Origin of the sequence: Streptomyces sp. NPDC085932 (assembly GCF_044540525.1) — a bacterium.
In the GTDB taxonomy this organism is placed as follows: domain Bacteria; phylum Actinomycetota; class Actinomycetes; order Streptomycetales; family Streptomycetaceae; genus Streptomyces; species Streptomyces levis.
The window spans coordinates 1060202-1084490 of sequence record NZ_JBITSJ010000001.1; the positions used below are offsets into that span (position 1 = coordinate 1060202).

The 24289-nt window shown below is 73.5% G+C and carries 28 protein-coding genes and 1 tRNA gene; 19 read left to right on the forward strand and 10 right to left on the reverse strand.

All coding sequences use genetic code 11. From position 1 onward, the window contains the following. Positions 1-225 precede the first annotated feature (225 nt). The 11 genes from ACIGAQ_RS04250 (at position 226) to ACIGAQ_RS04300 (ending at position 9562) form a co-directional block, all read left to right on the forward strand. Entirely contained in the window at positions 226-2499 is a 2274-nt protein-coding gene (locus ACIGAQ_RS04250) for an ATP-binding protein (protein ID WP_399779011.1), read from the forward strand. Between the two features lie 68 nt (positions 2500-2567). After that, positions 2568-3002 (forward strand): roadblock/LC7 domain-containing protein, encoded by a 435-nt coding sequence (locus ACIGAQ_RS04255; RefSeq protein ID WP_094055233.1) that lies wholly within the window; start codon positions 2568-2570, stop codon positions 3000-3002. Positions 3003-3004: 2 nt separating this feature from the next. Then, positions 3005-3376: a DUF742 domain-containing protein gene (locus ACIGAQ_RS04260; protein WP_309093447.1), complete on the forward strand. Its 372-nt coding sequence runs from the start codon at positions 3005-3007 to the stop codon at positions 3374-3376. Beyond that, entirely contained in the window at positions 3354-3974 is a 621-nt protein-coding gene (locus ACIGAQ_RS04265; RefSeq protein WP_362282859.1) for an ATP/GTP-binding protein, read from the forward strand. Before ACIGAQ_RS04260 ends, ACIGAQ_RS04265 begins: the two co-directional genes overlap by 23 nt. A 60-nt stretch (positions 3975-4034) precedes the next feature. Further along, on the forward strand, positions 4035-4607 hold the full coding sequence (locus ACIGAQ_RS04270; protein ID WP_362282857.1) for a GAF domain-containing protein: 573 nt from the start codon (positions 4035-4037) through the stop codon (positions 4605-4607). A 207-nt stretch (positions 4608-4814) separates the two neighbouring features. After that, entirely contained in the window at positions 4815-5843 is a 1029-nt protein-coding gene (gene tdh / locus ACIGAQ_RS04275) for an L-threonine 3-dehydrogenase (RefSeq protein ID WP_362282855.1), read from the forward strand. A 58-nt stretch (positions 5844-5901) separates the two neighbouring features. Then, entirely contained in the window at positions 5902-7095 is a 1194-nt protein-coding gene (locus ACIGAQ_RS04280) for a glycine C-acetyltransferase (protein ID WP_399779014.1), read from the forward strand. A gap of 31 nt (positions 7096-7126) precedes the next feature. Then, positions 7127-8029, forward strand: coding sequence for a LysR family transcriptional regulator (locus ACIGAQ_RS04285; protein ID WP_399779016.1), 903 nt, complete (start codon positions 7127-7129; stop codon positions 8027-8029). A gap of 46 nt (positions 8030-8075) precedes the next feature. Further along, positions 8076-8651, forward strand: a complete 576-nt coding sequence (locus tag ACIGAQ_RS04290) for a helix-turn-helix domain-containing protein (protein ID WP_399779018.1) — start codon at positions 8076-8078, stop codon at positions 8649-8651. Then, entirely contained in the window at positions 8648-9175 is a 528-nt protein-coding gene (locus ACIGAQ_RS04295) for a GNAT family N-acetyltransferase (protein WP_399779020.1), read from the forward strand. Before ACIGAQ_RS04290 ends, ACIGAQ_RS04295 begins: the two co-directional genes overlap by 4 nt. Before the next feature lie 30 nt (positions 9176-9205). Further along, positions 9206-9562, forward strand: coding sequence for an MmcQ/YjbR family DNA-binding protein (locus ACIGAQ_RS04300; protein WP_311687083.1), 357 nt, complete (start codon positions 9206-9208; stop codon positions 9560-9562). A 14-nt stretch (positions 9563-9576) separates the two neighbouring features. Here the strand turns inward: ACIGAQ_RS04300 and ACIGAQ_RS04305 are convergent, their stop codons facing one another. After that, positions 9577-10488: a transketolase gene (locus ACIGAQ_RS04305; RefSeq protein ID WP_362282847.1), complete on the reverse strand. Its 912-nt coding sequence runs from the start codon at positions 10486-10488 to the stop codon at positions 9577-9579. A gap of 40 nt (positions 10489-10528) precedes the next feature. Further along, complete coding sequence (locus ACIGAQ_RS04310; RefSeq protein WP_399779023.1) at positions 10529-11227, reverse strand: transketolase; 699 nt, start codon at positions 11225-11227, stop codon at positions 10529-10531. Positions 11228-11363: 136 nt separating this feature from the next. Here ACIGAQ_RS04310 and ACIGAQ_RS04315 point away from each other — a divergent pair. Next, positions 11364-11437: transfer RNA gene (locus ACIGAQ_RS04315), tRNA-Pro, on the forward strand. 78 nt (positions 11438-11515) lie between these two features. Here ACIGAQ_RS04315 and ACIGAQ_RS04320 read toward each other — a convergent pair. The 4 genes from ACIGAQ_RS04320 to ACIGAQ_RS04335 form a co-directional block, all read right to left on the reverse strand. Further along, positions 11516-12517, reverse strand: coding sequence for a glycoside hydrolase family 43 protein (locus ACIGAQ_RS04320; protein WP_399779025.1), 1002 nt, complete (start codon positions 12515-12517; stop codon positions 11516-11518). 35 nt (positions 12518-12552) lie between these two features. Beyond that, a complete protein-coding gene (locus ACIGAQ_RS04325; RefSeq protein ID WP_311687234.1) occupies positions 12553-13080 on the reverse strand; it encodes an NUDIX hydrolase family protein in 528 nt (175 codons plus the stop codon). Positions 13081-13193: 113 nt separating this feature from the next. After that, on the reverse strand, positions 13194-14006 hold the full coding sequence (locus tag ACIGAQ_RS04330) for an SAM-dependent methyltransferase (RefSeq protein WP_311687075.1): 813 nt from the start codon (positions 14004-14006) through the stop codon (positions 13194-13196). Positions 14007-14193: 187 nt separating this feature from the next. After that, entirely contained in the window at positions 14194-15018 is an 825-nt protein-coding gene (locus tag ACIGAQ_RS04335; RefSeq protein ID WP_399779027.1) for a hypothetical protein, read from the reverse strand. A 371-nt stretch (positions 15019-15389) separates the two neighbouring features. Between ACIGAQ_RS04335 and ACIGAQ_RS04340 the strand changes: the two genes are divergently transcribed. From ACIGAQ_RS04340 to ACIGAQ_RS04370, 7 genes are read left to right on the forward strand one after another with little or no spacing between them, the layout of a single operon-like run. Next, positions 15390-16070: a helix-turn-helix domain-containing protein gene (locus ACIGAQ_RS04340; RefSeq protein ID WP_399779028.1), complete on the forward strand. Its 681-nt coding sequence runs from the start codon at positions 15390-15392 to the stop codon at positions 16068-16070. A 52-nt stretch (positions 16071-16122) separates the two neighbouring features. Beyond that, entirely contained in the window at positions 16123-17508 is a 1386-nt protein-coding gene (locus ACIGAQ_RS04345) for a Xaa-Pro peptidase family protein (RefSeq protein ID WP_362282837.1), read from the forward strand. Beyond that, positions 17508-18485, forward strand: coding sequence for a thiamine pyrophosphate-dependent dehydrogenase E1 component subunit alpha (locus ACIGAQ_RS04350; protein WP_399779031.1), 978 nt, complete (start codon positions 17508-17510; stop codon positions 18483-18485). The genes ACIGAQ_RS04345 and ACIGAQ_RS04350 overlap by 1 nt, the downstream gene beginning before the upstream one ends. Then, positions 18473-19453, forward strand: coding sequence for an alpha-ketoacid dehydrogenase subunit beta (locus tag ACIGAQ_RS04355; RefSeq protein ID WP_399779033.1), 981 nt, complete (start codon positions 18473-18475; stop codon positions 19451-19453). Before ACIGAQ_RS04350 ends, ACIGAQ_RS04355 begins: the two co-directional genes overlap by 13 nt. A 38-nt stretch (positions 19454-19491) precedes the next feature. Then, positions 19492-20853 carry an amidohydrolase family protein gene (locus tag ACIGAQ_RS04360; protein WP_399779035.1) on the forward strand — a complete coding sequence of 454 codons (1362 nt, stop codon included), beginning with the start codon at positions 19492-19494 and terminating at the stop codon, positions 20851-20853. Then, a complete protein-coding gene (locus ACIGAQ_RS04365; protein WP_399779037.1) occupies positions 20850-21731 on the forward strand; it encodes a cupin domain-containing protein in 882 nt (293 codons plus the stop codon). The genes ACIGAQ_RS04360 and ACIGAQ_RS04365 overlap by 4 nt, the downstream gene beginning before the upstream one ends. Next, on the forward strand, positions 21728-22417 hold the full coding sequence (locus ACIGAQ_RS04370) for an SDR family oxidoreductase (RefSeq protein WP_399779039.1): 690 nt from the start codon (positions 21728-21730) through the stop codon (positions 22415-22417). Before ACIGAQ_RS04365 ends, ACIGAQ_RS04370 begins: the two co-directional genes overlap by 4 nt. A gap of 41 nt (positions 22418-22458) precedes the next feature. Here ACIGAQ_RS04370 and ACIGAQ_RS04375 read toward each other — a convergent pair whose 3' ends face one another. The 4 genes from ACIGAQ_RS04375 to ACIGAQ_RS04390 are packed head-to-tail and all read right to left on the reverse strand — an operon-like array spanning position 22459 to position 24242. Beyond that, positions 22459-23112, reverse strand: a complete 654-nt coding sequence (locus ACIGAQ_RS04375; protein ID WP_399780667.1) for an endonuclease — start codon at positions 23110-23112, stop codon at positions 22459-22461. Beyond that, the gene (locus ACIGAQ_RS04380) at positions 23109-23453 is read right to left on the reverse strand and encodes a DUF3140 domain-containing protein (RefSeq protein WP_399779041.1); all 345 of its coding nucleotides are present in this window, start codon (positions 23451-23453) and stop codon (positions 23109-23111) included. Before ACIGAQ_RS04380 ends, ACIGAQ_RS04375 begins: the two co-directional genes overlap by 4 nt. Before the next feature lie 52 nt (positions 23454-23505). Beyond that, entirely contained in the window at positions 23506-23988 is a 483-nt protein-coding gene (locus tag ACIGAQ_RS04385) for a Dps family protein (RefSeq protein ID WP_399779043.1), read from the reverse strand. Continuing rightward, positions 23985-24242, reverse strand: coding sequence for a WhiB family transcriptional regulator (locus tag ACIGAQ_RS04390; protein ID WP_399779045.1), 258 nt, complete (start codon positions 24240-24242; stop codon positions 23985-23987). Before ACIGAQ_RS04390 ends, ACIGAQ_RS04385 begins: the two co-directional genes overlap by 4 nt. Positions 24243-24289 lie beyond the last annotated feature (47 nt).

The following is a 24289-nucleotide window of genomic DNA, read 5'->3' on the forward strand; positions in this document are numbered from 1 at the left end:
GGCGGGCGGTCCGCCGACTCGGGTCGTGCGGGTGCCGGGCGGTTCGCCGAAGCGGGTCGGTCGGGGGGCGGGCGGTCCGCGGCTCCGGGCCGGACCGACGCCGTGCGGCAGCGCGGGGAGTCCGGGCGGGCGGCCCCGGGCGCGCGGAAGCGGCCGCGGGAGCCCGGCCGCACCGCCACCAGCCCCCCTGGCACCCAGGCCCGACGGACCCGTACGAGGACACCGATGTCTCACCTCCGCGCCCCGGCCGCCCGAGCGGACCGCCGCGAGGGCGCGCGGCACGGGCGGCCCGCCGCCCGCACCGCCCCCGCGCTGCCCGAGACCCACATACGGCCCCAGCTGCTGCGACTCGCCGTGCTGCCGCCCGTCGCCGTCGCCCTGAGCGGCTGCGCCGCCGTCCTGTTCACGGTCCGGTCCACCGGAGCCTGGCCGGGACCGACCCTGTGGGCCGTGCTCGGCGGAGCCGTCTTCGTGACGTTCGTGGGCATCGCCGTCGCCGCCGTGGCCGCGGGCCGCGCCGCCCGCTCCGTGCACGACCGCATCGGCGTGCTGCGCCGGGCCACCGCACGCCGTGAGGCCGATCTGCGCACCCTGGTCGAGACGCTGCGCCGGGGCGACGGGCCTCCGCAGCACAGCCCGCACAGCCCGCACAGCCGGCGCGGCGGCACCGACGAGGACACCGACGACTTCGACCTCCTCGCGGGCGACCTGGCCCGGGCCCACGACGGTGCCGTCACCGCCGTCGTCCAGGCCTCGCAGCTCTCCAGCCAGGCGGGCAGCGAACAGAAGCTCGAAGTGTTCGTCAACCTCGCCCGGCGCCTGCAGTCGCTGGTGCACCGCGAGATCTCCATCCTCGACGAGCTGGAGAACGAGATGGAGGACCCCGATCTGCTCAAGGGGCTCTTCCACGTCGACCACCTCGCCACGCGCATCCGCCGCCACGCCGAGAACCTCGCCGTGCTGGGGGGAGCCGTCTCCCGCCGCCAGTGGAGCAACCCGGTCTCCATGACCGAGGTGCTGCGCTCGGCCATCGCCGAGGTCGAGCAGTATTCGCGGGTCAAACTCGTCCCGCCGATCGACGGCACCCTGCGCGGTCACGCCGTCGCCGACGTCATCCACCTGCTGGCCGAACTCGTGGAGAACGCCACGGTGTTCTCCGCCCCGCACACCCAGGTGCTGCTGCGTGCCAACCTCGTCACCTCCGGGCTCGCCGTCGAGGTCGAGGACCGCGGGCTCGGCATGCCGCTGGAGGAGCAGACGCGGATGAACGCGCTGCTCGCCGACCCCGACCAGGTGAACGTCGCGCGGCTCCTCGCGGACGGCCGCATCGGCCTCTTCGTGGTCTCGCAGCTGGCCCGGCGGCACGGCATCACAGTCCGCCTGCAGAGCAACATCTACGGCGGAGTGCAGGCGGTGCTCGTCGTGCCGCAGGCGCTGCTGGGGGCGGAGGCCGGGACGTCTCCGGCCGGGGGCGCCGGCGCGTTCGGGGGGCAGGTTCCGGCCGAGGGCGCGGTGCCCGGGTTCCCGGCCGCCCCTTCGCAGGCCTCCGGCTTCGCTCCGCAGCCCGGCCCCGGGACCGGCTCCGGGAGCGGCTCCAGAAGCGGCTCCGAGTCCGGCGTCGATTCCGGCTCCGGGGCCGGTTCCGGGGGCGTGACCGGTGCGCGGTCGTCCAGCCTGCCCGGCTCCGACGTGCCGCCCCCCGCCCCGAGCGGGGTCCACGCGGCGCCCCGCGGCAGGCATCACGCGCCCGAACCGGCCCCGGACGCGGGCCGGGACGCCGGCCGGCCCGCGCCGCTGCCCGTGCGCGGCGCCCACCGGGAACGGCCCACCCCGGCCGAGGCCCGGCCCGGCATCAGCGACGACGACCGGCGCATCCTCGCGGAGAACGTGACCGCGGTGCCCACCCCTCGCAACGGCGCCGTGCGCGGCACCATGGGCAAGCCCCAACTGCCCCGCCGCCGTGCCCAGGAGCACATCGTGCCCCAGCTGCGGGACGGCCCGGTGCCGCGCCAGGACTCCGACGTCCTCGTCGGCCACGACCCCGGGCTGATGGCGGCCTTCCAGCGTGGCATCAGCCTCGCCGAGGCCCAGCAGCACATGGAGGCCGCGACCACGGAGTGGGCGGGCAGGGAGACAGCGGCGCCCACGGACGCGGCACCAGTGGACGCGGCATCTGTGGAGGCGGGGCCCATGGAGGCAGCGCCCATGGAGGCAGCGCCCAGGGAGGCAGCGCCCAGGGAGGCAGCGCCCAGGGACCCGCGCCACGGGGAGCGGGCCCACCCGGAGCCGATGAACAGGACGTCCGCACTCACCGACTACTCGCGCACGGCGTCGTCCGCGCCCATGGACTCCACCGCCCCCATGGATTCCGCCCCCATGGATTCCGCCCCCATGAACTCTGCCCACACGGCGTCCGCACCCACGGCGTCCGCCCACCGGGACCTGTCCCGTCCCGACCGCACCACCACCCGGCACGACGGGAGCGCACCCGCGGGATGACCACCCCCGTCCCCACCCCCACCCCCAGCGCTCCCGCAGACCTTCGTACCCCAAGGAGTCGATCCACCATGGCGAGCGATGCGCCGACCGCCCACGTATCCGATCTCGACTGGCTGATGAGCGGCCTCGTGCAGCGCGTACCGCACACGAGTGCCGCGGTGCTGCTGTCCTGCGACGGGCTCGTGAAGTCCGTGCACGGCCTCGACCCGGACAGCGCCGACCACATGGCCGCCCTGGCCTCCGGCCTGTACTCCCTCGGCCGCAGCGCCGGTGTCCGCTTCGGCGACGGCGGCGACGTACGGCAGGTGGTCGTCGAGCTCGACTCGACCCTGCTGTTCGTCACCACCGCCGGCTCCGGCACCTGCCTGGCCGTGCTCGCCGGCCGCGAGGCCGACGCGGCCGTGCTCGGCTACGAGATGGCCATGCTGGTCAAGAGCGTCCGGCCCTACCTGGTGACCGCTCCCCGCCAGCAGTCCGTCGAATCCCCGGCGATGAGGGCTTGAGCGTGACGGCGGCCGGCGACGGGCCTTGGCTCGACGACGCGGCCGGGCGGCTGGTGCGGCCGTTCACGGTCAGCAACGGCCGCACCCGTCCCACCGTCGCGCTGGACCTCATGTCGCAGGTGATGGCCACCGGGGCGACCCCCCTCGGCTATCTCGGCCCCGAACACGCGCAGGCGCTCGAACGGTGCCGCGTGCCCGTGGCGGTCGCCGAGGTCGCCGCCCATCTGAAACTGCCGGTGGCCGTCACCAAGGTGCTGCTGGCGGACCTCGTCGACTGCGGGGCGTTGACGACCAAGCCCCCCGCGTTCCACCACAACCCGACGGACCGGGCTCTTCTGGAGGCAGTGCTCGATGGACTACGACGACAGCTCTGACTACGCCGACCGCGGCGCCGACCCGTTCCCGACCGCGCTGAAGATCCTGGTGGCGGGCGGATTCGGGGTGGGCAAGACGACCTTCGTCGGCGCGGTCAGCGAGATCGCGCCGCTCAGCACGGAGGAGCTGCTCACCACCGTCAGCGCCGCGACCGACAACCTCGACGGCATCGAGAACAAGGTCGAGACGACCGTGGCCATGGACTTCGGCCGCATCACGCTCGACGCGGAACACGTGCTGTACCTCTTCGGCACCCCCGGCCAGGAGCGGTTCTGGTTCATGTGGGACGAACTGTGCGAGGGCGCGCTCGGGGCGGTCATCCTCGCCGACACGCGCCGTCTGCAGGAGTGTTTCGCGGCCGTGGACTTCTTCGAGCAGCGCGGCCTCGACTTCATCGTCGCCGTCAACGAGTTCGACGGCGCCTACCGCTACGACCCCGAGGAGGTGCGCGGTGCCCTCGACCTGTCCGACGACGTCCCCGTGGTGTGCTGCGACGCCCGGATCTCCAGCTCCGGGGTCCAGACCCTGCTGACCCTGGTGCGCCACCTGATCGCCCATACGCCGGCCACCCCGTCGGGGTACGGCGCCCACATGTGACATCCCAACACCCGCCAGGGAGAGCCGTATGACACCAGCCCACACTCCGGGAGCACGCCCATGAGCTACGACCCGCCGCGCCCGGCCGGTCGTCTACTGCTCACACCCGAGGACAAGGAGGCCCCCGCCCGCGCTCGCCGACTGCGCGGGATGGGCCTGGGGGAGCGCCCCGAACCCGCCCTCGACGCCTTCGCCCAGCGCCTCGCCCAGCTCACCGGGGCGCCGTACGCCATGGTCAACTTCCCCGGCGAGCAGGGGCAGTTCTACGCGGGTCTGTGCGTGCCGGCCGTGGCGCCGGTCGTGCGCAGCGACGGCACCAGCCCGCGCCTGGGCCGCACGCTGCCCCGGGACCACGGCTTCTGCCCCCATGTGGTGGCGCGCCGCAAGGCCCTGGTCCTGGAGGACGTGGGCGACTATCCCCGCTTCGCGGGCAACCCGGTGGTCGACGAGTTCGGCATCCGCTCCTACCTGGGGGCGCCCCTCATCGACGGCACGGGCCTGGTGCTCGGCACGGTGAGCGTCGCCGACGTCGGGCCGCGGCCGTGGGGGAGGACCGGCCTGACGGTCATCAAGGAGCACGCCGCCGAGCTCGTCGCAGAGCTGGAGAGCTCGGGCGGGCTGCTGCCCTGGTAGACGGCCGGAGACCGCGCGGGGACCGGGACACCACGAGGTGCCGCCGTGCCGGCCGGGGCGTGAAGGAAAGCTGAGGCGGCGCTTAAGAAATCCTCGATGGACCGGTGCGCCGTCGTACGGCAGATTGCTGTGCGATCCCACTCCTCTCCCGGCCCAGGGGCTCCTTCGGCGTGCCCGGAGCCGGACTCACCCCCAGGAGCCGTAGCGGTGAAGGCGCTGGTCAAGCAGAAGGCGGAGCCCGGCCTGTGGCTCGCGGACGTCCCGGAACCGGCCATCGGCCCCGGGGACGTCCTGATCAAGGTGCTGCGCACCGGCATCTGCGGCACGGACCTGCACATCAGGGCCTGGGACGGCTGGGCCCGGCAGGCGATCAGCACTCCGCTCGTGGTGGGACACGAGTTCGTCGGCGAGGTCGTGGAGACCGGGCGCGACGTCACCGACGTCTCCGTCGGCGACCGCGTCAGCGGCGAGGGCCACCTGGTGTGCGGCAAGTGCCGCAACTGCCAGGCGGGCCGCCGGCACCTCTGCCGGGCCACCGTGGGACTCGGCGTGGGCCGTGACGGCGCGTTCGCGGAGTACGTGGCGCTGCCCGCCGGCAACGTCTGGGTGCACCGGGTGCCCGTCGACCTCGACGTCGCCGCGATCTTCGACCCGTTCGGCAACGCCGTGCACACCGCGCTGTCCTTCCCGCTCGTCGGCGAGGACGTCCTGATCACCGGTGCCGGACCCATCGGCCTGATGGCCGCCGCGGTGGCCAAGCACGCGGGCGCCCGCAACGTGGTGATCACCGACGTCAGCGAGGAGCGGCTGGAGCTGGCCCGCAAGATCGGCGTCAGCCTCGCGCTCAACGTCGCGGGCGCCTCCATCGCCGACGGCCAGCGCACGCTCGGCCTGCGCGAGGGCTTCGACATCGGCCTGGAGATGTCCGGCCGCCCCGAGGCCATGCGGGACATGATCGCCAACATGACCCACGGCGGCCGCATCGCCATGCTGGGCCTGCCCGCGCAGGAGTTCCCGGTCGACTGGGCGCGGATCGTGACCTCGATGATCACCATCAAGGGCATCTACGGCCGCGAGATGTTCGAGACCTGGTACGCCATGTCGGTCCTGCTGGAAGGCGGCCTCGACCTCGCCCCGGTGATCACCGGCCGGTACGGCCACCGCGACTTCGAGGCGGCGTTCGAGGACGCGGCGAGCGGCCGCGGCGGCAAGGTCATCCTCGACTGGACCACGTGACCCGCCGCCCCCGCACCGTGTGACCCCCTCCCGCGAGCACCTCTAGGAGAGCTTCCGAATGTTCGACTCCGTGCGTGACGACCTGCGCGCCACCCTCGACGAGATCCGTGCCGCCGGGCTGCACAAGCCCGAGCGCGTCATCGGCACCCCGCAGTCCGCCACCGTGAACGTCACCGCGGGCGGACGCCCCGGCGAGGTCCTGAACTTCTGCGCCAACAACTACCTCGGCCTCGCCGACCACCCCGAGGTGATCGCCGCCGCCCACGAGGCCCTGGACCGGTGGGGCTACGGCATGGCATCCGTGCGCTTCATCTGCGGCACCCAGGAGGTGCACAAGGAACTGGAGGCGCGGCTGTCGGCGTTCCTCGGCCAGGAGGACACGATCCTGTACTCCTCCTGCTTCGACGCCAACGGCGGGGTCTTCGAGACGCTGCTCGGCCCCGAGGACGCGGTGATCTCCGACGCCCTCAACCACGCGTCGATCATCGACGGCATCCGCCTCAGCAAGGCCAAGCGCTTCCGCTACGCCAACCGCGACATGGCCGACCTGGAGGCGCAGCTCAAGGCCGCCTCGGACGCCCGGCGCAAGCTGATCGTCACCGACGGCGTCTTCTCCATGGACGGCTACGTCGCCCCGCTGCGCGAGATCTGCGACCTCGCCGACCGCTACGACGCGATGGTCATGGTCGACGACTCGCACGCCGTCGGCTTCGTCGGCCCCGGCGGCCGCGGCACCCCCGAGCTGCACGGCGTCATGGACCGCGTCGACATCATCACCGGCACCCTCGGCAAGGCCCTCGGCGGCGCCTCCGGCGGCTACGTCGCCGCCCGCGCCGAGATCGTCGCCCTGCTGCGGCAGCGCTCGCGCCCGTACCTGTTCTCGAACACGCTGGCCCCGGTGATCGCGGCGGCCTCCCTGAAGGTCCTCGACCTGCTGGAGTCGGCCGACGACCTGCGCGTCCGGCTCGCCGAGAACACGGCCCTGTTCCGCGGCCGCATGACCGAGGAGGGCTTCGACGTCCTGCCCGGCGACCACGCCATCGCCCCGGTGATGATCGGCGACGCGGCGCAGGCCGGCCGGATGGCCGAACTCCTGCTGGAGCGCGGCGTGTACGTGATCGGCTTCTCCTACCCGGTCGTGCCGCAGGGGCAGGCCCGCATCCGCGTCCAGCTGTCGGCCGCGCACTCCACGGACGACGTGCACCGCGCCGTGGACGCCTTCGTCGCGGCCCGGGCGGAGCTGGAGGACTGAGAACCGCCGGTGACCTGAGAGAATCGGTCGCATGATCGAGGCGCGGCGGCTCCACATCCTCCGTGCGGTGGCCGACCACCGTACGGTGACGGCGGCTGCCGCCGCGCTGTACCTCACTCCGTCGGCCGTCTCCCAGCAGCTCGCCGCGCTGGAGCAGGAGACCGGCCACCGGCTCGTCGAGCGCGGCGCCAAGGGCGTGCGTCTGACCCCGGCGGGCGAGATCCTGCTGAACCACACCAACGCGGTCCTCGCCCAGCTGGAGCGGGCCGAGGCGGAGCTCGCCGCCTACAGCTCGGGCGCGGCCGGCACGGTGACGGTCGCCTCCTTCGCCACCGGGATCGCACTGGTCGTGGCGCCCGCGGTGGCCCACCTCGCCGGGTCGGCGCCCGGCATCCGCATCCGTGTCCAGGACGCCGAGGGCGACGCCAGCCTGCCGATGGTGCTGGACCGGCAGGTCGACGTCGCCGTCGCCGTCGAGTACCGGGGCGCCCCGCCCGCCGACGACCCGCGGCTGACCCACGTACCGCTGTACGCCGAGCCGTTCGACGCGGTCGTGCCCGTCCGCCACCGGCTGGCCGACCTGGCCGAGGTGCCCCTCGCCGAACTGGCCAAGGACCCCTGGATCGGGCCGTACCCCGGCAACCCCTGCCACGACGTGGTGGTCCTGGCCTGTGAGAACGCCGGTTTCCAGCCGCGTATGGAGCACTCCTCGGACGACTTCCGCGCGGTCGTGGCGCTCGCCTCGGCCGACGCCGGGGTGGCGCTGGTGCCGCGGTCGGCGCTGCGCGGCATGGACCTGGCCGGCGTGGTCGTCCGCCCGGTCGACGGCACGGCGCCCACCCGCCGGGTCTTCGCCGCCGTGCGCCGGGGAGCCGAGGAGCACCCGCTGATCCGTCCGGTGCTGGACGCGCTCGGTGCCGCGGCCCGGGTGTGAGGACCGTGTAACCCCGCTGTCTCATATCCGGGATAGCGTCCCGGATATGAGAAGCGACGACGACGTGGACCCCGTCGACGCCCGGCTGGGCACCCGCCTGGCCGAGCTGCGGGCCGAACACGGCTGGTCCCTGGGCGAATTGGCCGAGCGCAGCGGCGTGAGCAGATCCACCCTGTCCCGCGCCGAACGGGCGGAGATCAGCCCCACGGCCACCCTGCTGAACCGCCTGTGCGCCGTCTACGGCCGCACCATGTCCCAGCTGCTCAGCGAGGTCGAGTCCGCGCCGGATGCCGTCGTGCGCGCCGCGGACCAGCCCGTCTGGCAGGACCGGGCCTCCGGTTTCGTCCGCCGGTCGGTCTCCCCGCCGCACCCCGCCCTGCGCGGCGAACTCGTCGAGGGACGCCTGACCGAAGGCGCCGACCTGACCTACGAGCGCCCGCCCGTGCCCGGCCTGGAGCAGCACATCTGGGTCCTGGAGGGCGCGCTGGAGGTGACCGCGCAGGACAGCGTGCACCGCCTGGGCCCGGGCGACTGCCTGCGCATGCGGGTGTGGGGGCCGACCCGCTTCCGGTGTGCCGCCGGCGAGGGCGTGCGGTACCTGCTGGCGGTGGTGCGGCCGTGATCCGCCTGGACGCGACCCGACTGCTGGGCCGCGCCGGGGCGTTGGCCGACCTGCTGAGCAGCACCGTGCACGCGGGCGCCTCGGTCGGCTTCCTCGCCCCGCTCTGCCGCGCCGAGGCCCTCGCCTGGTGGCGGGAGCGGGCCCCCGACGTGGCCGCGGGCCGGCTGGCCGTGTGGGCCGTACCCGACGGCGACCGCGTGCTGGGCACCGTCGGCCTCGCGTTCCCCGGCAAGCCCAACAGCCGCCATCGCGCGGAGCTCGTCAAGCTCATGGTGCACCCCGACGCCCGCGGGCGCGGTCTCGGCCACCGGCTGCTGGCCACCGCGGAGGACGCCGCCGCGGCCGCCGGCATCACCCTGCTGCACCTGGACACCGAGACGGGCAGCCCCGCCGAGCGGCTGTACCGGTCCGCCGGCTGGACATCCGCCGGCGTGATCCCCGACTACGCCGCCCGCCCCGACGGGGCGCTGTGTCCGACGACCCTCTACTACAAGCGCCTGCCGCCGACCGCTCCCACCAGGTGAATGTCAGTGGCGGCCGCTACGGTTCCTGCCATGCCGGACGCCGAAGACGTACGCCGTATCGCCCTGTCCCTGCCGGACACGACGGAGAAGATCGCCTGGAGCATGCCCACGTTCCGGGTCGCGGGGAAGATGTTCGCCACGCTGCCCGAGGACGAGACCTCCCTCGCCGTGCGCTGCCCCAAGGAGGAGCGCGACGAACTGGTGCTCGCCGAGCCGGGCAAGTTCTGGATCGCCGACCACGAGGCGCAGTTCGCCTGGGTCCGCGCCCGGCTCGACGCGCTGGAGGACGAGGCCGAGCTGCGGGACATCCTGGCCGACTCCTGGCGCCAGGCGGCCCCCTCCCGGCTGCTGGAGGCCCACCCCCGGCTCGGGCTCCCGGCGGAATGACACCCCCGGGGGCATCATGCGGTGGCCGTCGCCCCGAGGAAGCCCCCGATGCGCTCCCGCAGCGACCGGGCGTCCAGGCCGTGGGCGGCGGCGTGCTCCTCCACCTGCCCGTAGCGGCGCAGCTCCCGGCGCCCCACGCCCAGGCCCAGGACCCGGTGCGGCACATCCGCCAGGGCGTCGTTCGCCGCGGCCGTCGACGTGCCCGCCAGATAGGGCTCGACCAGGACGACGTCCGCCCCGGCCGTCTCGGTGGCCCGGCGCAGGGACACCCCGTCGAACGGGCGGACCGTGGTCGCGTAGAGGACGGTGACGTCCAGGCCCTCGGTGGCGGCGAGCACGGCGTCCAGCAACGGCCCGACGGCGACCACGACACCGGAGCGCCCCTCGCGGACGGTGCGGAACCGCTCCCCGTCCACGGGCAGTCCCTGCCGGTTGGACTGCACGGAGAGCCGGACGTACACCTTGTCGTCGCCCGCGGCGATCGCGTGCCGCAGCAGTGTCTCGGCCTCGTCCGGGTGGCCCGGGACGTGGACGGTCCAGCCGTCCAGGGTGTCGAGCAGCGCCACGTCGCCGGGCGCCATGTGGGTGTAGCCGCCCGCCGGCCAGTCGAAGGAGGCGGCCGCGCTCACCAGCACCGCGCCCGCGTCCTGGTGCCCGAGGTCCAGCTTGACCTGCTCGAAGGGCCGCTCGACGAGGAAGCTGGCGAAGGTGTGCACGACGGGCCGCAGCCCCGTCAGCGCCAGCCCCGCCGCGGCCCCGATCATGAGCTGCTCGCGGATGCCGACGTTGACGACCCGGTCCGGGTGCCGGCGGGCGGCCTCGGCGAAGCCGTCCGCGCCGATCTCGGCGAGGACCACCGCCACCCGGGGATCCTCGTCGAGCACCCGGGTCACGACGGGGGCGAAGCGGTCACGCATGGTGTCCATGGGATACGGATTCCTTTCCGGTCGTACGGTCGTGCGGAGATCAGGCGGACTTGGACTCGACCCGGGCCACCACCACGTGCGGGCGGCCCGGGTGCGGCGCCGTGAAGGCGGCGTACAGCGCCTCGTGGTCACGGCCGTCGACGGTCAGCGCGGACCAGCCGGCCGCCTCGAAACGGGCGGCGATCCCGCCGGGCCGCGCGTAACTCGCGGAGGAGTTGTCGACGACGACGGTGTGCAGCCGCTCCAGGCCGGCGGGCCCGGCGAAGGCGATCGCCTCGTGGTTGCTGCCCTCGTCCAGCTCGGCGTCCCCGATCAGCGTCCACACCCGCGGCTCGCCGAGCCCCCGGGCGCGCAGCCCGAGCGCGGTGCCGACGGCGATGGGCAGCCCGTGCCCCAGGGAACCGCTGCCGATCTCCGCCCCGGGCACCAGCGTGCGGTCCGGGTGGTGACCGAGCGGGGAGTCGTACGAACCGAAGCCGGGCAGCCACTCCACCGGCAGGAAGCCCTTGGCGGCCAGGACGGCGTAGTACGCCATCGGACCGTGCCCCTTCGACAGCAGGAACCAGTCCCGCCCGGGGTCGGTCATCCGCTCCGGACCCACCCGGAGCACCCGGTCGTAGAGCACCCAGAGCACGTCCAGCGTGGACGTGGCGGCCGGGCCGTGCTTCTCGTCGCCGGTCATCAGGCTCATGAGTTCCGGCAGGTCGGCGTAGGTGTACATGCGTGTCGTGGTGGTCATGGAGACGAGCGTGCAACCTCAACCAATCTTGAGGTCAAGCGGTGCGCCCGGGAAACGGATGCGCGATCACCGGCGCGAGTGCGGTATTGTTTCCCTGCGCGTTCGGCCGGGGGAAACCCCCAGGTCAGACGGGCAACGGGACGTGGCGCAGCTTGGTAGCGCACTTGACTGGGGGTCAAGGGGTCGCAGGTTCAAATCCTGTCGTCCCGACAGTACGGAATCGATCAGCGGGTCCGCCGATATCGGCGGACCCGCTTTTCGTCTCGGGAAGTGAGTGGCCGCTCCGGCTCAGCCGCCGCCGTCCAGGTCGTCGCGCCGGCGCAGCACCTCCAGCTCATGGCCGTCGAGCCGCATCTCGTACAGCTTGCCGCGGGCGTCGTCGAACGGCCGGTGCAGGATCATCATCAGCCGGTCGTCGAACGTGCGGAACAGCATGCCGTGGCCGCTGTCGTCCCGGACCAGGGGCCGGTGCTGCCGCCACGGTCCGGTGAGCTTCCCGGAGCGCGACACGGCGTAGGTCTGCACATAGCCGCCGCTGATCGTGCCGTCCGGGCCGGCCACGTTCTTCTCGTACGTGGACCACAGCATCAGCAGGGACCCGTCCGGGGCCGGGTAGAGCTGCGGGCCGTCGGTGATGTACGGCGGGAGCTGGTGCGGGACGCCGGCCGGGATCTGCTCGGAGGTCCAGGGCGCGTCCGAGGCCTTGAAGAGGTGGACCGGGTCGCCGACCGCCCGGGACAGGTCCGGGGACAGCCGGATCGCCTCCATGGTGCCGTCGATGGTCTGCAGCCACTCGTGCGCGTAGACCATCCACGGCTGCCCGGCGGCGTCGACGTGGAGCGTGCCGTCGAGGGTCATCAGGTGCTCGGGCGGGACCGGGCGCGAGGGGTCGAGGACGGTGAAGGGGCCGAGCAGCGAGTCGGAGACCGCCGTGATCGTGCCGCGCGCGTGGGTCGGGGTCCGGAACGGCACGCCCCACCGGTTCGGCGGCGGGAGGGGAAGCGGCCTGCCCTCGTCGTGCACCGTCGTGAACAGGTAGAACCTGCCGTCCCAGGCGTGCACCTCGGGCGCCCACGCGCCGTCCGACGCCCAGATGCCCTCCTGCCCGGCGGTCAGGAACACCACCACGGGACGCGTCCAGTCGCGCAGGTCCCTGCTGCGGTAGACCATCGTTCCGGTGCCGTCCACGCCCGACACGGACGGCACGTTGGACGTGTACAGGTGATACGTGCGTGAGGCTTCGTCCGCGACGACGAACGGATCGTGCAGCGGCATGCCGGGGAGCCGCATCGGCGAGGCCCCCTCCGTCACCGCCCCGGCGCCCGTCAGATCACACAGCCCGCGTGCGCCAGCGCCTGCTTCAGCAGCACCCCGTGGCCGCCCGGCATCTCGCTCTGCACCGCCGCCGAGACGGCCTCCTGCGGGCTGAACCACACGAGGTCGAGCGCGTCCTGCCGGGGCCGGCAATCGCCCGTCACCGGCACGATGTAGGCGAGGGACACGGCGTGCTGGCGCGGGTCGTGGTACGGCGTGATGCCTTGGGTGGGGAAGTACTCCGCGACCGTGAACGGCTGGAGCGACGCCGGGACCCGGGGCAGCGCGACCGGGCCGAGGTCCTTCTCCAGATGCCGCAGCAGGGCGTCCCGGACACGTTCGTGGTGCAGCACGCGGCCGGAGACCAGCGTCCGGCTGACCGTACCGTCGGGCCCGATGCGCAGCAGCAGGCCGACACTGGTGACTTCGCCGCTGTCGTCGACGCGGACCGGGACGGCCTCGACGTACAGGATCGGCATGCGGGCGCGCGTCGACTCCAGTTCGTCGGAGGACAGCCAGCCGGGCGTGGTTTCGGTCATGTCAGACATCGCTTGATCATACTTTCAGCCGTTCGGACTTCCTGGGTAGCCGCTCCAGAAGAACTGTGACCGGCCACACGCCCGTTCAACCGTCCTCGCGCGATCGACGCGCGTCAGGGTTTCACGGCCACCGCCCCGTACTGCGGCACCAGGACCGACGCGCCGGGCTCGGCACGCCACCGGCCGCAGGACACCAGGCCCGGTTCGAGCAGTTCGAGGCCCTCGAAGAACGTCGCGATGTCCGCGCCGCTGCGGGCGGTGATCGGGGGAGTGGCGTTCTCGTTCCAGAACTTCATCGCGGGGATCTGCCCGGCGCCGCCCAGCTCGTCGTCGAAGGTCGGGTGGGTCAGGACCAGGAAGCTGCCGGAGGGGACCGCGGCCATCACCCGGTGCGCGATGTGCCGGGCCTTGTCGGCGTCCAGGACGAAGTTCAGGATGCCCAGCATCATCACGGCGACGGGCTCGGTGAAGTCCAGGGTGCCCGCGGCCCGCTCCAGGATGGCGTCCGGGTCGTGCACGTCGGCGTCGATGTAGGCGGTGACGCCGTCCTGGGTGCCGGTCAGCAGGGTGCGGGCGTGCACCAGGACGATCGGGTCGTTGTCGACGTAGACGATCCGGGAGTCGGGCGCGATCCGCTGGGCGATCTCGTGCGTGTTGTCCGCCGTCGGCAGGCCCGTGCCGATGTCCAGGAACTGCCGCACCCCGCGCTCGCCGGCCAGGAACGACACGGCACGGCCCAGGAAGTCCCGGTCCGCCCGGGCGATGTCCCGGATGATCGGGAACATGCCGGCCACGTGCTCGCCGACCTGCTGGTCGACCTCGTAGTTGTCCTTGCCGCCGATCCAGTAGTTCCACACGCGCGCGTTGTGCGCCACACCGGTGTTCAGCCTCGCCGAGCCGCTCGGCGGGGTGTGGCTCTCACTCACGTCTCGTCCTCTCCTAGCCCGAACGGCCGCGACCGGCCGCCGCCGCCATTGTGCCGCTCCGTTGATCACGGTGTCCCGGGAATCGGCAGGGCGGGCCCGGCCGTCGAGGCGGCGGGACCGTCGGGAGAGGCCTGCGTGTGGGTCCCTTCGGGCGGGAGAGTGGCCGTGACTCCAGGCGCGGGCCGCTCTACTCGACCTCGCTCGGGTCCGGCGCGGGCGTCCTGCCGGCCAGCACGTCCTTCAGGCGCTGCGTGCCGAGCTTCGCCGCCTGCTCGACGGAGTCGTGCTCGCCGCCGTCGAGTCCGCCCGCCGTCACGGTGATCGCGTCGTCGCCGACGCGTACGGCGGCGACGTCGAGGGTCAGTGTGGCGTCGGTGCCACCGGTGGAGCCCTGCACGGTCACGCGCACGGCCTCGCGGGCGTCGCCCACGGCCGGCAGCGAGGCGTCGACGACCTGGACGGTGCGCTGCTCGCCCCCGTCGGTCACGGTGAACTGGTCGCACTTCTCCGGCAGACTCGCCATCCATTTCAGGGAGTCCTGCGGGTCGGTCCGGTCGTAGGAGGCCACCTGGTGGAGCAGGCGCGAGTCGCCCTGCCGGAAGCCGCGCAGCGCGGACGCGCCCGAGGGCCTGCCCAGCAGGTCGTCGTCGAAGAGGGAATCCAGGAGCCGCTGGCAGTCGGCGGCGTCGGCCTTGGCGGTGAGGAAGTCGGAGACGTCGACCGTGCCGATGAGCAGGCTGTCGTGCCAGTTCTCGGCCTCGGTGTCCTTGACCTGGGTCCAGTCGTCCTCGATGTCCGCCTCCGTGATCAGCGCGGCCCGGGCGCCGTCGGTGGAGAGGGTGGCGGTGGGCGAGGGCGTCTGCTTCTTTCCGGCGACCTGGGAGGCAGCGACCCCCGAGACGCGGTGACCGTCCGCGTCGCCGTCGTCCGAGCAGGCGGCGGTGGCCAGCAGCGTGCCCGCCGCGAGGGCACAGGACAGGACGCGGACGGGGCGGGACGGACGACGGGTCATCGGGAGTGCCTCCTGGGAGCGTGACGCGTGCCCCCAGCGCACCACCGGCGCCCGCGGCCCACCACCGGCACCGGACTGTTCGGGTGAGCCACCGGCGTTCCCGGACCGGTCCGGGAACGCCCGGCGCACGGACCGGTCGTGCCTCGGGCGGCGCACGGTCCGGTCCGGCGTCGCGCGGCTCTCGGTCCGGTCCGGCGTCGCGCGGCTCTCGGTCCGGTCGGGCCTCGGGCGGTGCGCGGTCCGGTCGGGCCTCGGGCGGTGCACGGACCGGTCTGGCGTCGCGCGGCGCAGCGGCTGTTCAATGAAGCTGAACGCCCGCCGAAGCCGACCGCGTCCGCGTCGAGGCCCGGCGTGCCGGAGAGGAGCCGCCCGTGTCCCCCGCCGTCGTGCCGCCCGTCGGCGAGCGCATCCGGCAGGCGCGCCTGGAGCGCGGCACGAGCCTGCGGGCCCTCGCCCGGCAGATCGGCGTCTCGGCCAGCCTCGTGTCGCAGATCGAGACCGGCAAGAGCCAGCCGTCCGTCAGCACCCTCTACGCCATCACCACGGCCCTCGGCATCTCCGTCGAGTCGCTCTTCGACGCCCACCGGGCCGGCGGAGCGGCCCCGGTCGCCCCGGGCGGCATCCCGTCCCCGGCGGCTCCTGCGCCCCCGGACACCGTCCCGCACGCGCTCGCCGCCCTCACCGCGCTCGCCGCCGACCCTGGCCGGCGCATCGGCCCCCTGGTCGGCGCGGCCGGGCGCGAGACGCTGGAGCTGGACTCGGGGGTCGTCTGGGAGCGGCTCGGGCGGGTCCCGGGCGCGGACGTCGACTTCCTGCTGGTGACCTACCGGCCGGGCGGCGCCTCCTCCGGCTCGGGCGCCCTCATGCGGCACCCGGGCACCGAGTACGGCTACCTGACCTCCGGCGAACTGATCCTCACTCTCGGCTTCGACGAGTACACCGTGCGCCCGGGCGAGGCCGTCTGCTTCGAGTCGACGACCCCCCACCGCTACCGCAACGATGGAGAGGTACCGGCCGTGGGCGTCTGGTTCGTGTCCGGCGATGTTCAGTGACACTTGACACCCCTGGCGCCCGGGCGTTCACTCCGAAGTGGGGGTGGTCGCCATGGCGATCCGCACATACGGGCCCAACGCCGTCGACTGGGAAGAGCGCATCGACCTGGACCGGCTGCGCGGGCAGCGGCTGGCCCGGCTGCACGAGTCGCTGAACCGTTCCTCCCTCGGCGCGGTGCTCAGCTTCGACTTCGCCAACATCCGTTACATGACGGCGACCCACATCGGCACCTGGGCGATGGACAAGCTCATCCGCTTCGCCCTGCTGGTGCGCGACGGCGAACCGGTCGTGTGGGACTTCGGCTCGGCGGCCCGCCACCATCAGCTCTACAACCCCTGGCTGGACCACGGCGACGGCAAGGGCGGCCCGCCCACCGGCGCCCGGGCCGGCATCTCCACCCTGCGCGGTGCCTTCCACCCGGACGCGGGCATCGCCGAGGACGTGGCCGCCAAGATCGCCGCCGAGCTGCGCGCCCACGGCCTCGCGGGCGAACCCCTCGGCGTGGACGTCGCCGAGCTGCCGGTGCTCGCCGCGCTGCGCGCCGAGGGCATCGACGTCGTCGACGGACAACAGGTGTTCCTGGAGGCCCGGCGGATCAAGACCGGCGACGAGATCGCCCTGCTCACCCAGGCCTGTGCCATGGTCGACGCGGCGTACGAGGAGCTGTACGGGTACCTGCGGCCGGGGGTGCGGGAGAACGAGTGCGTCGGAGTCGTCAGCAAGGTCCTCTACGACCTGGGCAGCGAGTACGTCGAAGGCGTCAACGCCATCTCCGGAGAACGCTGTTCACCCCACCCGCACGTCTACAGCGACCGGCTGATCCGCCCCGGGGACCCCGCGTTCTTCGACATCCTGCACAGCCATCTGGGCTACCGCACCTGCTACTACCGCACGTTCGCCGTCGGCAGTGCCTCGCCGGCGCAACGGGACGCGTACGTGCGCTGCCGGGAGTACATGGACGCGGCCGTCGCGCTGGTCCGGCCGGGCGCGACCACCGCCGACATCGTGCGGGTCTGGCCGCGCGCCGAGGAGTTCGGCTTCGCCGACGAGACCGCCGCGTTCGCCCTGCAGTACGGCCACGGCGTCGGGCTGTCGATCTGGGAGAAGCCGATCTTCAGCCGCCTGGTCTCCCTCGACCGTCCCGAAGTCCTCGAAGAGGGCATGGTGTTCGCCCTGGAGACCTACTGGCCGGCCGCCGACGGCTGGTCCGCCGCCCGCATCGAGGAGGAACTGGTCGTCACCGCCGGCGGGTGCGAGGTCATCACCAAGTTCCCGGCGGAGGAACTGCTGGTGGCGGGCCGCAAGTACTGGACGGTGGGCGGCGAGCTGAACACCCGGCGCGAGGCGCAGTCCCACCTCAACACCCCGCACGGGGCGCGGTCCGCTCTCGGCACCCCACCCGAAGGCCGGCCCCCGAGCGGCGACGGGACATCGTGATGGACGCGGCCGGACTTCTCGACGCCTACGAGCGGATGGCCGTCGTCCGCCGCACGGAGCAGGCCGCCCACGACCTGTTCCTGCGGGGCCTGGTGAAGGGCACCACCCATCTCGCCGCCGGGCAGGAGGCCGTCGCCGTGGGCGCGAGCGCCGCCCTGCGCCCGGACGACTATGTGTTCGCCACCTACAGGGGTCACCACCACGCCCTCGCCCGGGGCGCCACCCCCGAGGAGTGCCTCGCCGAGCTGATGAGCCGCGCCACGGGCCTGTGCGGGGCCAAGGGCGGCTCCATGCACCTGACCAAGGCGGCGACCGGCATGCTCGGCTCGTACGCCATCGTCGGCGCCCATCTGCCGATGGCGGTCGGCGCGGCCTGGTCGGCCCGGCTGCGCGGCACGCGGCAGGTGGCGGTGGCGTTCTTCGGGGACGGCGCCACCAACATCGGCGCGTTCCACGAGGCGCTGAACCTGGCCGCCGTGTGGCGGCTGCCGGTGCTGTTCGTGTGCGAGAACAACCTGTACATGGAGTACACGCCGATCGCCGACGTCACCGCCGTGCCCCGGCCCGCCGCCGACCGGGCACCCGCCCACGGCATCCCGGGCGAGGTCGTCGACGGCAACGACGTCGAGGCCGTCGCGGAGGCGGTGGAGCGGCTGGCGCGCCGGGCCCGGGCCGGAGACGGGCCCGCCGTGCTGGAGGCCGAGACCTACCGGCACTTCGGCCACAGCCGCGCCGACCCGGCCGCCTACCGCCCCGCCGAGGAGGTCGAACGGTGGCTGAAGCACGATCCGCTGGACCTCGCCCGCGGGCGCCTGGCCGAGCGGGGCGTCGGCGCGGCCGAGATCGCCCGCGCCGACGAACGCGCCCGGGAGGTCGTGGAGCGGGCCGTCGAGGCGGCCGTGGCCGCTCCGGCTCCCGACCCGCGCGAGGCGCTGACCGACGTGTGGGCGGACGGAGGTGCCGCATGGCGGACGTGATCACCTACCGGGACGCCGTCGCCGAGGGCCTCGCGCGGGAGATGCGCCGGGACACGTCGGTGGTGTGCCTCGGGGAGGACATCGGCGCGGCCGGCGGGGTGTTCAAGACGACCGTGGGGCTGCTGCCGGAGTTCGGGCCCGGGCGGGTGTGGGACACGCCCATATCCGAGCAGGCCATCGTGGGCGCCGCCATGGGTGCCGCCCTGACGGGCATGCGGCCCGTCGCGGAGATCATGTTCTCCGACTTCCTCGCCTGCTGCTGGGACTACCTCGCCAACGAGATCCCCAAGGTGCGCTACATGACCGGCGGCCAGGTGACCGTCCCGCTCGTGGTGCGCACCGCCAACGGCGGCGGACTCGGCTTCGGCGCCCAGCACTCCCAGGCCACCGAGAACTGGGCGCTGGCCGTGCCCGGCCTGAAGATCGCCGCACCGGCCACCCCCGCCGACGTCGTCGGCATGATGGCGGCGGCGATCCGCAGCGACGACCCGGTGGTCTTCTTCGAGCACAAGGCCCTGTTCGCCACCAAGGGCGCCCCGCCCCCGCCCGGCCACCTCGTCGAACTGGGCCGGGCCGCCGTCGTCCGCGAGGGCGCCGACGTCACGCTCGTCGCCCTCGCCTCGACGGTGCCGCTGGCGCTGAAGGCCGCCGACGCGCTGTCGGGCGAGGGCATCGAGGCGGAGGTGATCGACCTGCGCTGCCTGGTCCCGCTCGACATGGCGACCGTCCTCGCCTCGCTGGCCGGGACCTCGCGGCTCGTCACGGTCGAGGAGAACCCCTACCAGGGCGGCTGGGGCGGCACCGTCGTCTCCGTCGTGGCCGACGAGGGCTTCGAACTGCTGGACGCGCCCGTGCGGCGGGTGGCGGGGGAGTGCGTCCCGCTGCCGTTCGCCGACGCGCTGGAGGAACAGGTCGTCCCCACCGTCGGCAAGGTCGTCGCCGAGGTCCGCCGACTCGCCGCCTACTGAGCCGCACACCGTTCCCCGACCCCATGGGAGGAAGCGCGATGACCACCAGGACACTGCTGCGCTCCGGCCACGTGATCTCGATGGACCCCGGCATCGGTGACCTGCCCCAGGGGGACGTCCTCGTCGAGGACGGCAGGATCGCGGCCGTGCAGCCCGAGATCAACGCCGACGCCGAGATCCTCGACATGACCGGCCGCATCGTGATCCCCGGCTTCGTCGACACCCACCGCCACACCTGGGAGGCCCCGATCCGGGGCGTCGCACCCGACGCCACCCTCGACGACTACTTCGTCGACATCCTCGACACCTTCGCCCCGCTGTACACCCCGCAGGACGTCTACGCGGGCAACCTCGCGGGCGCGCTGGAGTGCCTCGACGCCGGCATCACCACGCTCGTCGACTGGTCGCACATCAACAACACCCCCGAGCATCCGGACGCGGCGATCCAAGGGCTGAGCGAATCCGGCATCCGGGCGTGCTACGCGTACGGCAGCGCCAACACCTCCCTGGCCGACTACTGGTTCGAGAGCGAAGTCGCCATCCCCGCGGACGACGTGCGGCGGATCAGGTCGACGTACTTCGCGTCCGACGACGGCCTGCTGACCATGGGCCTCGCCACCCGCGGCCCCGGCTTCTGCGTCGACCGGGTCGTCGCCGCCGAGTGGGCCATGGCCCGCGAACTCGGCCTCCCGATCACCGTGCACGTCGCCATGGGACGCCTCGCCGGCCGCTTCGGCATGGTCGGGCGACTGCACGGCCTGGGGCTCCTCGGCCCCGACACCACCTACGTCCACTGCTGCCACCTCAGCGAGGAGGAGTGGCGGATGGTCGCCGACAGCGGCGGCACGGTGTCGGTCGCTCCCCAGGTGGAGCTCCAGATGGGGCACGGCTGGCCACCGGTGATGCAGGCGATCGAGCACGGCCTGCGGCCCTCGCTCAGCATCGACGTCGTCACGACCGTGCCCGGCGACATGTTCACCCAGATCCGCGCTGCCTTCGCCGCCGACCGCGCCCGCGTCAACGCCGACTGCTGGCAGGCCAACCTGCCGGTCCCCGCCACCATGCTGACGGCGCGCCAGATGCTGGAGATCGCCACGGTCAACGGCGCCCACGTCGCGGGCCTGGAGGACCGTACCGGCTCGCTGACCCCCGGCAAGCGCGCCGACATCGTCGCCATCGACGCCACCGCGCCCAACATCGCGCCCGTGCACGACGCGGTGGCCGCGGTCACCCTGTGCGCGGACGTCTCCAACGTGGACACCGTCCTCGTCGACGGCGTGATCCACAAGCGCGACGGCAGGCTGCTCGCCGACACCGCGCGCGCCCTGCGGCTGGTCACGGAGTCCCGCGACCGGCTCCTCGCGGCGAAGGAGGCCGCGGCGGCGAAGGCCACGGCATGAGCCGGCACCTGGTGCGCCGCGCCGGCGGCCTTGCCGCGCCGCCGTTCGACCGGCACGGGTACCGGCGGTGGACCCTGGTCGGAGAGGACGACGGCAGCGTCCACACCGGCTTCGGCGTGTGCGAACTGCGCCCCGACGGCCGCGTGCCCGCCCACGTCCACTCGTACGAGGAGACGTTCCTCGTCCTGGACGGGGCCGTGGTCCTGGACGTGCCCGAGGGCGCCCACCGGCTGGAGGAGGGCGACTACGGCCTGCTGCCGACCGGGGTGCCGCACGCCTGGCGCGGAGCCGGCGACACCGGCGGCCGCTGGGCGGACATGCTGGCCCCGGTGCCGCGGGCCCGCTACGGCCACGACACCCAGGCGGTGCCGGAGCTGCCGGTGCGCGAGCCGGTCCGGGTCGACGTCCGCGACCCGCGCACGCGCTCCTTCGGCCACTTCGAGCCGGACCAGATGGACCCCGGCAAGCAGTCCCAGGACCTGCTGGCCGTCACCGCGAGCATGCGGACCGCGCTGCTGGTGTACAGCGGCATCACGGTGAAGATGATGATCGACGGCGACCTGGGCGCGGTCGCCTCGACGATGTTCATGGTGCAGTACGCCCCCGACGGGGTCATCGGTACCCACGACCACCCCTTCGAGGAGACGTACCTGATCCTCGACGGCGTGGCGGAGGCCCTGCTCGACGGGGAGCGGTACCGGCTGGAGCCGGGCGATCTGGCCTGGGCCGGAGCCGGGTGCGTCCACGGCTTCGTCAACGCCGGGCAGGGGCCGCTGCGCTGGCTGGAGACGCAGGCGCCGCAGCCGCCCGTACGGCACTCGTACCGGTTCACGCGGGACTGGGACTACCTGCGTGCCGCACTGGAGGACAGGTCATGAGCAGTGTGCTCGTCGTCGGCGGCACGTCCGGGATCGGCCACGCCTTCGCCCGGGAGCGGGCCGGGCGCGGGGACGACGTGGTGCTCACCGGCCGGGACGCGCGGCGGGCGGGGGCGGTCGCCGAGGAGGCCGGGGCCCGGGGGATCGCCCTGGACCTGGCGCGGCCGCTGGAGATCGCGGCCGCCCTGGCCGACGTGGGGCGCGTCGACCACCTGGTGATCGCGGGCGTCTCCCGGGACGACAACAAGGTCACCGAGTACGACATCGACGCCGCGCTGCGCCTGGTCACGCTCAAGCTCGTCGGCTACACCGAGGTCGTGCACGCGCTGCGCGGCCGGCTGCACGACGGCAGCGCGATCGTGCTGTTCGGCGGGCAGGCCAAGGAGCGCCCCTACCCGGGGGCGACGACCGTGGCGACGGTCAACGCGGGGGTGCGGGGCCTGATGAACTCCCTCGCCGTCGAACTCGCCCCGGTCCGCGTCAACGCCGTGCACCCCGGTGTCGTCGGGGACAGCCCGTACTGGCAGGCCAAACCGGAGAGGGTGCTCGCCGCGCTGCGCACCGAGACGCCCACCGGGCGGCTGGCCACCATGGCGGACGTGGTGGACGCGGTCGACTTCCTGTTGCGCAACGGCTCCGTGAACGCGGTCGAACTGGCCGTGGACGGCGGGTGGTTGCTGGGCTGAGCCCGGCTTGTCACCGGGCGGGGCGGGCGGCCCCGGGCCGGTCAGCCGGCGCGGCGCAGCGTGTCCTCGGCCACCTGCCGGTCCACCGCCGCGCGGACCAGCGCGGCGGCGAGGGCGGCCGTGCCGGTGTCGCCGGCGAGTGCGGCGAGCCGCTTCGGGGCCCGGGGCAGGTTGAGCCGGTCGGCGCCCTGGAGGGCCTTGGCGTCCAGGTAGGGAGCCGCCTCCGGCCACACCTGCTGCGCCTCGCGCAGGAAGATGTCGGCACCGGCGGGCCCGATGCCCGGGAACTCCTGCAGCAGACGCCGCAGTTGCCGAACCTCGCCGTCTGCCTCCCGGCGCAGCCGCCGCAGGTCGCCGCCCCACCGCTCGGTCAACAGCTGTGCCCCGTCGCCGAGTTGGGTGGCGGTGCGTTCGTCGTAGCGCCGGTAGCCGCCGCGGCCGAGCGCGTCCACCCGGTCCTGCCACGTCGCCGCGGCCATGCGGCGCGGATCGCGCAGCCCCGCCTCGTGCAGGGCACGGGCGGTGGCCAGCGCGATCGAGCCGCGGATGCGGGCACTGAGCAGATGGGACAGCACCAGCAGCCGGTACAGGGGCTGCGGTGCGTCCCTGAGCGGGATGCCCGCCTCGTCCGCGAAGGTCCTGCCGTGCGCGTCGAGGAGCGCGTGCACGACGCGCTCCCGGCGGTCCACGCCTATCCCTTCAGCGGGTCGTGGCCGAGCGTCATCAGCCGGTGCCGGCGACGGGTGTCCTCGGCCGTCGTCTCCGGCTCGGGCTCGTTCTCCAGGTCGGCCTGGCCGGTGACCGTGTCGACGACCTTCCGCATCACGCTCAGGTCGTCCTCCGTCAGGTCCGTGCGCCGCTTCTGGAGGATCGTCAGGACGTGCCGGCCGGTGGGCGTGCCCGCCTGCTCCGGAAGCGGTTCCGTCGCCTCGTCGGCGTCCCTCATCCGCAGCCAGGCCGCGAGTTCCTGGGAGGTCATGTTCACCACGCGGTGGAAGTCCTCCCACAGCGCGTCGAGTTCGAGGGCGTCGGTCATCGCCTGCCCCTTCCGTACGTGCGTCGGGTGCTGTGCGCCGGATCCGCTGAGGTCAGCTCTCGCGGGGGAAGTTCTCGGCGTCGAACATCCAGCGCTGCTTCTCCAGGTCCGCCGTGACCGCGATCAGCAGGTCCTGGGTGACCGGGTCGGCCGTCTCGGTCGCCTCGATGCGCTCGCGCAGCCGGCCGATCGCCTCCTGCAGCGACTCCACCATCACCCGCACGGCGTCCTCGTCACGGACCCAGCCCTCCTTCGGGGCGGGCAGCGTGAAGTCCCTGGCGACCGTCTCCGGGCGGCCGTCCGGCGGCACGCCGAGCGCCGCGGACCGCTCCGCGACCGTGTCGGCGAAGGTCCGCGCGGCCGTCACCACCTCGTCCAGCTGCAGGTGGATGGACCGGAACCGCGGTCCGACGACGTTCCAGTGGGCCTGCTTGCCGATCAGCGAGAGTCCGAGCAGATCCACCAGGGTGTCCTGGAGTGCCTCGCAGGCGACCTTCCGGGCGTCGTCGGGCAGGGTGCTCCGCACAGCCGTCATAGGGCGCTTCTCCTTGTCGCGTCGTGGCTCGTGGTCCGGAGCAGTGCGTCGCGCTCCTGCTCGCAGGTGCCGCCCCACACGCCCGAGGCCTGACCACTGCCGAGCGCGAAGCTCAGGCAGTCGTCGGTCACCGGGCAGCGTGCGCAGACGCGTTTGGCGGCCGTGACGTCCCGCAGGGCGGGTCCCGCGGTGCCCACGGGGAAGAACAACTCGGGGTCCTCGTCCACGCAGGCGGCGCTCCGCAACCACTCCATGACCGCGCGGGTGCCCACCGCTCCCGGGCGCAAACGCGTCGCGGGCC